Annotated in this window: 7 protein-coding genes; 4 read left to right on the forward strand and 3 right to left on the reverse strand. The window is 71.1% G+C overall.

Annotation, left to right across the window (positions count from 1 at the left end; genetic code table 11):
* Positions 1–821 (reverse strand): gamma-glutamyltransferase (locus HMPREF0731_RS06095; RefSeq protein ID WP_211207885.1); only part of this gene is annotated, 821 nt, incomplete at its 3' end.
* Between the two features lie 147 nt (positions 822–968).
* Here HMPREF0731_RS06095 and HMPREF0731_RS06100 point away from each other — a divergent pair.
* Positions 969–3,125, forward strand: coding sequence for a malate synthase G (locus tag HMPREF0731_RS06100; RefSeq protein WP_211207886.1), 2,157 nt, complete (start codon positions 969–971; stop codon positions 3,123–3,125).
* Positions 3,126–3,247: 122 nt separating this feature from the next.
* Here HMPREF0731_RS06100 and HMPREF0731_RS06105 read toward each other — a convergent pair whose 3' ends face one another.
* Complete coding sequence (locus tag HMPREF0731_RS06105) at positions 3,248–3,832, reverse strand: GNAT family N-acetyltransferase (protein ID WP_007003174.1); 585 nt, start codon at positions 3,830–3,832, stop codon at positions 3,248–3,250.
* Between the two features lie 258 nt (positions 3,833–4,090).
* On the opposite strand from HMPREF0731_RS06105, the gene HMPREF0731_RS06110 reads away from it, so the two are divergent.
* From HMPREF0731_RS06110 to HMPREF0731_RS06120, 3 genes are read left to right on the forward strand one after another with little or no spacing between them, the layout of a single operon-like run.
* Complete coding sequence (locus HMPREF0731_RS06110; RefSeq protein WP_007003175.1) at positions 4,091–4,798, forward strand: ATP12 family protein; 708 nt, start codon at positions 4,091–4,093, stop codon at positions 4,796–4,798.
* A gap of 17 nt (positions 4,799–4,815) precedes the next feature.
* Positions 4,816–5,091 (forward strand): acylphosphatase, encoded by a 276-nt coding sequence (locus HMPREF0731_RS06115; protein WP_007003176.1) that lies wholly within the window; start codon positions 4,816–4,818, stop codon positions 5,089–5,091.
* Positions 5,088–6,035, forward strand: coding sequence for a glycosyltransferase family protein (locus HMPREF0731_RS06120; protein WP_007003177.1), 948 nt, complete (start codon positions 5,088–5,090; stop codon positions 6,033–6,035). Before HMPREF0731_RS06115 ends, HMPREF0731_RS06120 begins: the two co-directional genes overlap by 4 nt.
* A 131-nt stretch (positions 6,036–6,166) precedes the next feature.
* Here HMPREF0731_RS06120 and HMPREF0731_RS06125 read toward each other — a convergent pair.
* Positions 6,167–7,138 (reverse strand): amino acid ABC transporter substrate-binding protein (locus HMPREF0731_RS06125; RefSeq protein WP_007003178.1); only part of this gene is annotated, 972 nt, incomplete at its 5' end.

Genomic DNA, 7,138 nt, shown 5'->3' on the forward strand with positions numbered 1-7,138 from the left:
GGGATGGCGAGCGCCGGCCGCACCTCGGGCCGCACGCCGGCCAGATCGGCGGCCGAGAGCCGCCCGCCCATCGCCGCCACATCGCCGGCGATCGAGGCGGCGAGTTCCCCTTCGTAGAAATCGCGCCAGCCGGCCTCGCGCAGCCGCTCCAGCGTGTCGGCCAGGCGGCCCAGCGGGAAGAAGCCGGGCTTGCCCTGGTAGGGGGCCACCGGCGGCAGCCCATCTGGCAAATAAATGCGCGCGCTCTCCGGGTAGAGCCGCAGCACCTTGGCCGAATTGGCGATCTTCAGCGTGGTGTACCAATCCTGCGGCAGGCCGCGCCGGGCCAGCGCGATGGCCGGGTCGAGCAGCGCCGAAAGCGGCAGGCCGCGCCCGAAACGCTCCGCCAGCGTGCCGTATCCCGCCACCGAGGAAGGGATGGCGAAGGAGAGCGGCCCATGGATGTTGCGGTCCCCCTCCACCTCCGGCCAGGCAAAGAGGTCGAGCTTCATCCGCCCCGTCAGCGGATAATCCGCCGGGTCGCTGGCGGCGGGCGCGACGGGGCCGAAATCCAGGATCTCGGCTTGGGCCTGGCCGGGGCGGTGGATCACCGCGAAGCCGATGCCGCCGAGCCCCGAATTCCACGGCTCCATGGCGGCCAGCGCGAAGGCGGTGGCGGCGGCGGCATCCGCCGCATTGCCGCCGGCCTCCAGCACGGCGATGCCGGCCTCGGCCGCGGCGCGGCTCTGGCTGACCACGATGCCGCGCTGCCCGCGTGCCGCCGGCTTGGTCACCTGCCAGTGCTGGGTGGCGAAATCGGGCGGCAGGAAGGGCAGCGTCATGGCGCGGAAATCCTGGTCTGTCGGGATGCGGGCCCGAAGCCTCCACCCGTTCCGCCCGCGCCGCAATCCCCTCCGGCGGGGCGGTTTGCGGGGCGCCGGAAATGCAGGTTAACTGCCGGACAGCGTTCAAGCGGGAGGGAGACTGCGATGGCCGGGATGGTGCGGATCGGGGCGCTGGAGGTGGCGCCGGTGCTGCGGGATTTCATCGAGGGCGAGGCGCTGCCCGGCACCGGCCTGGCGCCGGAGGCCTTCTGGGGCGCCATGGCCGACATCCTGGCCGAGCTCGCCCCGCGCAATGCCGCGCTGCTGGCCGAGCGCGACGCGCTGCAGGCGAAGATCGATGCCTGGCACCGCGAGCACCCGGCCCGCCCGGTGGATGCCGCCGCCTATCGCGCCTTCCTGCAGGAGATCGGCTATCTGCTGCCCGATCCCGGCCCGGTCGCCGTCACCACGGCGAATGTGGACCCGGAGATCGCCAGCATCGCCGGGCCGCAGCTGGTGGTGCCGGTGAACAATCCGCGCTACGCGCTGAACGCCGGCAATGCGCGCTGGGGCAGCCTGTATGACGCGCTCTACGGCACCGACGCCATCCCGCAGGAGGGCGAGCTGGCCGCCGGGCGCGGCTTCAACCGCGCCCGCGGCGAGAAGGTGATCGCCCGCGCCCGCGCGCTGCTCGACCAGGCGGCGCCGCTGGCTGGCGGCTCCTGGGCGGATGTGGCCGGGCTCGCCGTGATCGGCGGCGTGCTGAAGGTCGATCTGGTGCAGGGCGGCGCCACCACCCTGACGGATTCCGCCAAGTTCGCCGGCTATGCGGGCGAGGCCACGGCGCCGACCGCCATCCTGCTGCGCAACAACGGGCTGCACCTCGAGCTGCGCCTCGACAAGGCGCATCCGATCGGCAAGGACGACCCGGCCGGCATCGCCGATGTCATCGCCGAATCCGCCATCTCCACCATCATGGATTGCGAGGATTCGGTGGCCGCCGTCGATGCGGCGGACAAGGTGGAGGTCTATCGCGCCTGGCTCGGCCTGATGAAGGGCGACCTCGAGGCGAAGTTCGAGAAGGATGGCCGCACCCTGACGCGCCGGCTGAACCCGGACCGCGTCTACACCGCCCCCGACGGCGCGACGCTGACGCTGCATGGCCGCAGCCTGATGCTGGTGCGCAATGTCGGCCACCACATGATGACGGACGCGGTGACGCTGGACGGCAAGGAGGTGCCGGAGACCATCCTCGACGCGCTCGCCACCGTCGCCATCGCCCTGCACGATCTGCGGGGCGCGCGGCGCAACAGCCGCGCCGGCTCGGTCTACATCGTCAAGCCGAAGATGCATGGGCCGAAGGAAGTGGCCTGGGCGAACGAATTGTTCACCCGCGTCGAGCAGGCCTTCGAGCTGCCCGCCAACACGCTGAAGATGGGCATCATGGATGAGGAGCGGCGCACCACCGTCAATCTCCGCGCCTGCATCGCCGCGGCGAAGGAGCGGGTCGCCTTCATCAACACCGGCTTCCTCGACCGCACCGGCGACGAGATCCACACGGCGATGGAAGCCGGCCCGGTGCTGCGCAAGAACGACATGAAGGGCGCGGCCTGGATCAAGGCCTATGAGGACTGGAACGTCGACACGGGCCTGGCCTGCGGGCTGCGCGGCAAGTCGCAGATCGGCAAGGGCATGTGGGCCATGCCGGACCGGATGGCCGACATGCTGGCGCAGAAGATCGGCCACCCCAAGGCCGGCGCCAACACCGCCTGGGTGCCCTCCCCCACCGCCGCCACGCTGCACGCGATGCACTACCACGAGGTCAGCGTGGCCGCGCGGCAGGAGGAGCTGCTGGCCGGCGGCCCGCGCGCCAAGCTGGACGACATCCTGACGATCCCGCTTTCCGACAGCAACTGGGCGCCGGCCGATGTGCAGGCGGAGCTGGACAACAACGCCCAGGGCATCCTGGGCTATGTGGTGCGCTGGGTGGACCAGGGGGTCGGCTGCTCCAAGGTGCCGGACATCAACAATGTCGGGCTGATGGAGGACCGCGCGACGCTGCGCATCTCCGCCCAGCACATCGCCAACTGGCTGCGCCATGGCGTGGTCAGCCGCGCCCAGGTGGAGGACACGCTGAAGCGCATGGCCGCCGTGGTGGACCAGCAGAATGCCGGCGACGCGGCCTATGTGCCGATGGCGCCGGGCTTCGACGGCCCGGCCTTCCAGGCGGCCTGCGACCTGGTGTTCGAGGGCGCGGCGCAGCCGAATGGCTACACCGAGTTCGTGCTGCATAAGCGCCGGCGCGAGGCGAAGGCGGCTTAAAGCCTTCTTTTTCTGAAGAAAAAGAAGCAAAAAGACTTTTCCAGTCTGGCGTCCCGCCTCAGGCCATAGGCGGGACGCCCACCGGCAAAAGTTTTTTGGTTCTTTTTTACAAAAAAGAACCCTTACCTTTCAGGCTGCTTCTCGCTGAGTTGCTTCTGCATCAGCACCAGGTCCAGCCAGCGGCCGAACTTGCAGCCGACCTGCGGCATATGCGCCACCTGCCGGAAGCCCATGCGCTGGTGCATGCGGATCGAGGGCGCGTTCTCCGCGTCGATGGACGCCACCATCACATGCTTGCCGAGCAGCACCGCCTGCTCGACCAGCGCCGCCACCAACCTCGTGCCGAGGCCGCGGCCGCGGCAATCGGCGCGGATGTGTACCGAATGCTCGACCGTGTGGCGGAAGCCGGGCCAGCCGCCGCGGAACTCGGCGAAGCTGGCGAAGCCCAGCACGTCCCGCTCATCGGCGCCCAGCGCCACCAGCACCGGGAAGCCGCGCGACTGGCGCTGCGCGCACCAGGCGGCGCGCTGCTCCAGCGTCTCGGGCTGGTCGGTGTAGACGGCGGTGCTGCTGGCCACGACCTCGTTGAAGATGGCCAGCATGCCCGGCAGGTGCAGCGGCCCGGCCGGCAGCACCAGCACCGGGCTGATCGCCTCCGGCAAGGCCGCCGGGGACACCGCCGGGGATATCGCCGTCAGGACCGTCATGCGTGCCCGCTCCTCGCCGTCAGGGTTGGCCAGGGCGCGCAGGGCCGGTGCGGCCCGCCCGCGCCGGGCGTCCCTGGAGATCGTGGTTGAACCTGCGCGAGTTTACACATCGCTCATCATTGCGGAAGTGAACACTTGCCGTTGCCGGGGGCCCGGCGCCTCAACTTCCCGTGGAGTGGTGCCCGCTCCGGCTCGCCTGCGTGGCGAGGGGTGGCGGTGGCCTTTCGCGGCGGGGCGGTTTTGCTCTAAGCCGCCCGCATGAAGCGTTTCTGGGATCGGGCCGAGGCCCTGCCTTCGGCCGAAGGGTTCGCCGTGCAGCTGGATGGGCGGCCGCTGCGCCTGCCGGGCAGCGGTCCGCTGCTTCTGCCAAGCCTGCCGCTGGCCGAGGCGGTGGCCGAGGAATGGCAGGTGGCGGGCGGCGCCAAGGGCGGCGAGATGACGATGGAGCAGGTGCCGCTGACCCGCGTGGTCGCCACCGGGCTGGAGCGCATCGCCGCCGACCCCGGCGCGAGCGTCACGGCGCTGGCCGAGTATGGCGGCACCGACCTGCTCTGCTACCACGCCGCGGACGAGCCGCGCCTGGCCGGGCGGCAGGCGCGCGAATGGCAGCCCCTGCTGGACTGGGCGGCGCTGGCGCTGGACGCGCCGCTGAAGGTCACGACTGGCATCATGCCGGTGGCGCAGCCGCCCGAATCGCTCGCCGCGCTGCGCCGGGCGCTCGCCGCCCGCAACGCGCTGGAGCTGGCGGCGCTGGGCGTCGCGATTCCCGCGCTGGGCAGCCTGGTGCTGGGCCTGGCCATGGCCGAGGGGCGGCTGGACGCGGCGGAGGCCTGCCGCCTGGCCTTCCTGGACGAGGCCTTCCAGCAGGAGCGCTGGGGCGAGGATGCCGAGGCGCTGGCGCGCCAGGACGGGGTGGTGAAGGATGTCGCCCTGGCCGCCCGCCTGCTGGCGCTGGCGCGCGGCTGACGCCTGAGGAGGGCGCGATGGACGCGAAGCGGGTGCGCATCCGGGGCCGGGTGCATGGCGTGGGCTACCGGGACTGGATGGTGGCGGAGGCGAATCGCCTGGGCGTGCAGGGCTGGGTGCGCAACCGCGCCGATGGCAGCGTCGAGGCGCTGGTGGCGGGCGACGCCGCCGCCGTCGCCGCACTGCTGACCGCCTGCCGCGCCGGGCCGCGCCTGGCGCGTGTCGACGAGATCGCGGAGGAATTCGCCGAACCGCCCGCCACCCCCGGCTTCCGGCGCGAGGCCACCGAATGATCCCGCGCATCGAGACGCCGATCATCCTCTTCGCCTTCGACCGGCCGGATTATCTGGACCGGGTCTGCCGGAGTCTGGCGGCGCAGCGCGGCGTTGTGCTGGACCCGGCGCGGATCTGGCTGTTGCAGGATGGCGCGGTCTCGCCGCGCACCGGCCGGCGCCATGCCAGCGACGATGCCATCATCGCCTCCACCGCCGCCTTCCGCCGGCATTTCCCGCGCGGCCAGGTGCTGGCCAGCCCGCACAATCTGGGCGTCGCGCGCAACATCCTGCGCGGCGAGCGGCTGGTCTTCGACGAGCTGAACGCCGATCTCGGCTACTTCCTCGAGGACGACCTGGAACTCGGCCCCTGGTACATCTGGGCGCTGGAGCAGCTGCGCCGGGTCACCGAGCCCTTCCCGCGCATCGCCTATTTCGGTGCCTATGGCGACCACCGGCGCGACTATCCGGGGCCGGAGGTGAAATACATCCCGCTCGAGCACCATTGGGGCTTCGGCCTGCGGCGCGAGGGCTGGCGGGCGATGATGCGCTGGCTCGAACCCTTCTACGCGCTGCTGGAGGGGCGGGACTACAATGACCGCCCGCACCGGCAGATCTTCGAGCTGTTCCGCCCGCTCTCCATCGCCTCCGAGGCGTCGTCGCAGGATGCGGCGAAGAGCATCGCCTGCCTGGAGCTGGGGCTGAGCCGCGTGCTGACCACGGTGAGCTTCGGCCGCTATATCGGCGAGCGCGGCCATTCCTTCTCGCCCGAGCATTTCCGCAGCATGGGCTTCGACCGCATGCGCATCGCCGAGAGCGAGCACTACGATTTCCCGAAGCTGACCGAGGAGGCGCTGCAGCGCATCGACGGCCATCACCGGCGCCATTACGAGCGCCTGCGCCGCGAGCGCTACGACGCCATTCTGGCGTCACATGCTCCCGCCAGGCTGCCGCAAGCGGGTTGAGATTTTTTTCAGGCTGCCGCAGGCGGACTGAGAAGCGGGGCGCGACGCTGGGCCGGAGTGTTCCCGGCCCAGTGCAGCACCCGCCGTCCCAGCCCTGACCGGCAGCCGACAGAAGAACGGCAGCCGGCAGATTAACGCATGGGGGGGGCGTATTGCAGGCCGCCCTGGGTCCACAGGGCGTTGATGCCGCGCTGGATGCCCATGGGGGTGATGTTGCGCTCCCACATCTCGCCGAAATTGCCGAGCTGGCCGACGATCCGCGCCGCCCAGTCCGGCTGCAGGCCGAGCATGCGGCCCAGATCGCCGCTGCGGCCGAGGAAACGCTGCACGTCGGGGCTGGTGCTGTCGGCGAAGCGGGCCAGGTTGGCCTGGGTGATGCCCAGCTCCTCGGCGGTCAGCAGGGCGAAATGCGTCCAGCGCACGATGTCGAACCAGCGGGCATCGCCCTTGCGCACGGCCGGGCCCAGCGGCTCCTTCGAGATGATCTCGGGCAGCAGCACGAACTGGTCGGCGGCAGCCCCCTGCCCGGCGCGGAAGGCGGCGAGGGTCGAGGTGTCGGAGGAATAGACGTCGCAGCGGCCGGCGGCGAAGGCGGTGCGGATCTCCTCGACATTCTCGTAGGTCACCGGGTTCAGCCGCATGCCATGGGCACGGAAATAGTCGGTGACGTTCAGCTCGGTGGTGGAGCCCTGCTGCAGGCAGACGCTGGCGCCGTCGAGCTGCCGCGCCGATTGCACGCCGAGGGCGCGGCGCACCATGAAGCCGTTGCCGTCGTAGAAATTGACGCCGGCGAAGACGAAGCCCAGCGCCGCCTCGCGCGACAGGGTCCAGGTGGTGGTGCGGATCAGCACATCCACCTCGCCCGACTGCAGGGCGGGGAAGCGCTGCGGCGCGGTGGTGGGCACGAAGCGGGCCTTGTCGGCGTCACCGAACACGGCGACCGCGAGGGCGCGGCAGTAATCGGCGTCGAGGCCGCGGAACACGCCCTGGCTGTCCGGCGCGGCGAAGCCGATGGTGTTGGGCGTCACGCCGCACAGCACATGGCCGCGGGCGCGGATGGCGCCCAGCGTGTCGGCGGCGGGCTGCGCCGTGGCGGGGCGCGC

Source organism: Pseudoroseomonas cervicalis ATCC 49957, assembly GCF_000164635.1.
GTDB classification, from domain to species: domain Bacteria; phylum Pseudomonadota; class Alphaproteobacteria; order Acetobacterales; family Acetobacteraceae; genus Pseudoroseomonas; species Pseudoroseomonas cervicalis.

Bases quoted from the DNA above. Each gene is read 5' to 3' on its own strand.
- HMPREF0731_RS06115 (WP_007003176.1), top strand. From the start codon at position 4,816: ATGGACGCGAAGCGGGTGCGCATCCGGGGCCGGGTGCATGGCGTGGGC.
- HMPREF0731_RS06105 (WP_007003174.1), bottom strand. From the start codon at position 3,832: ATGACGGTCCTGACGGCGATATCCCCGGCGGTGTCCCCGGCGGCCTTG.
- HMPREF0731_RS06110 (WP_007003175.1), top strand. From the start codon at position 4,091: ATGAAGCGTTTCTGGGATCGGGCCGAGGCCCTGCCTTCGGCCGAAGGG.
- HMPREF0731_RS06100 (WP_211207886.1), top strand. From the start codon at position 969: ATGGCCGGGATGGTGCGGATCGGGGCGCTGGAGGTGGCGCCGGTGCTG.
- HMPREF0731_RS06120 (WP_007003177.1), top strand. From the start codon at position 5,088: ATGATCCCGCGCATCGAGACGCCGATCATCCTCTTCGCCTTCGACCGG.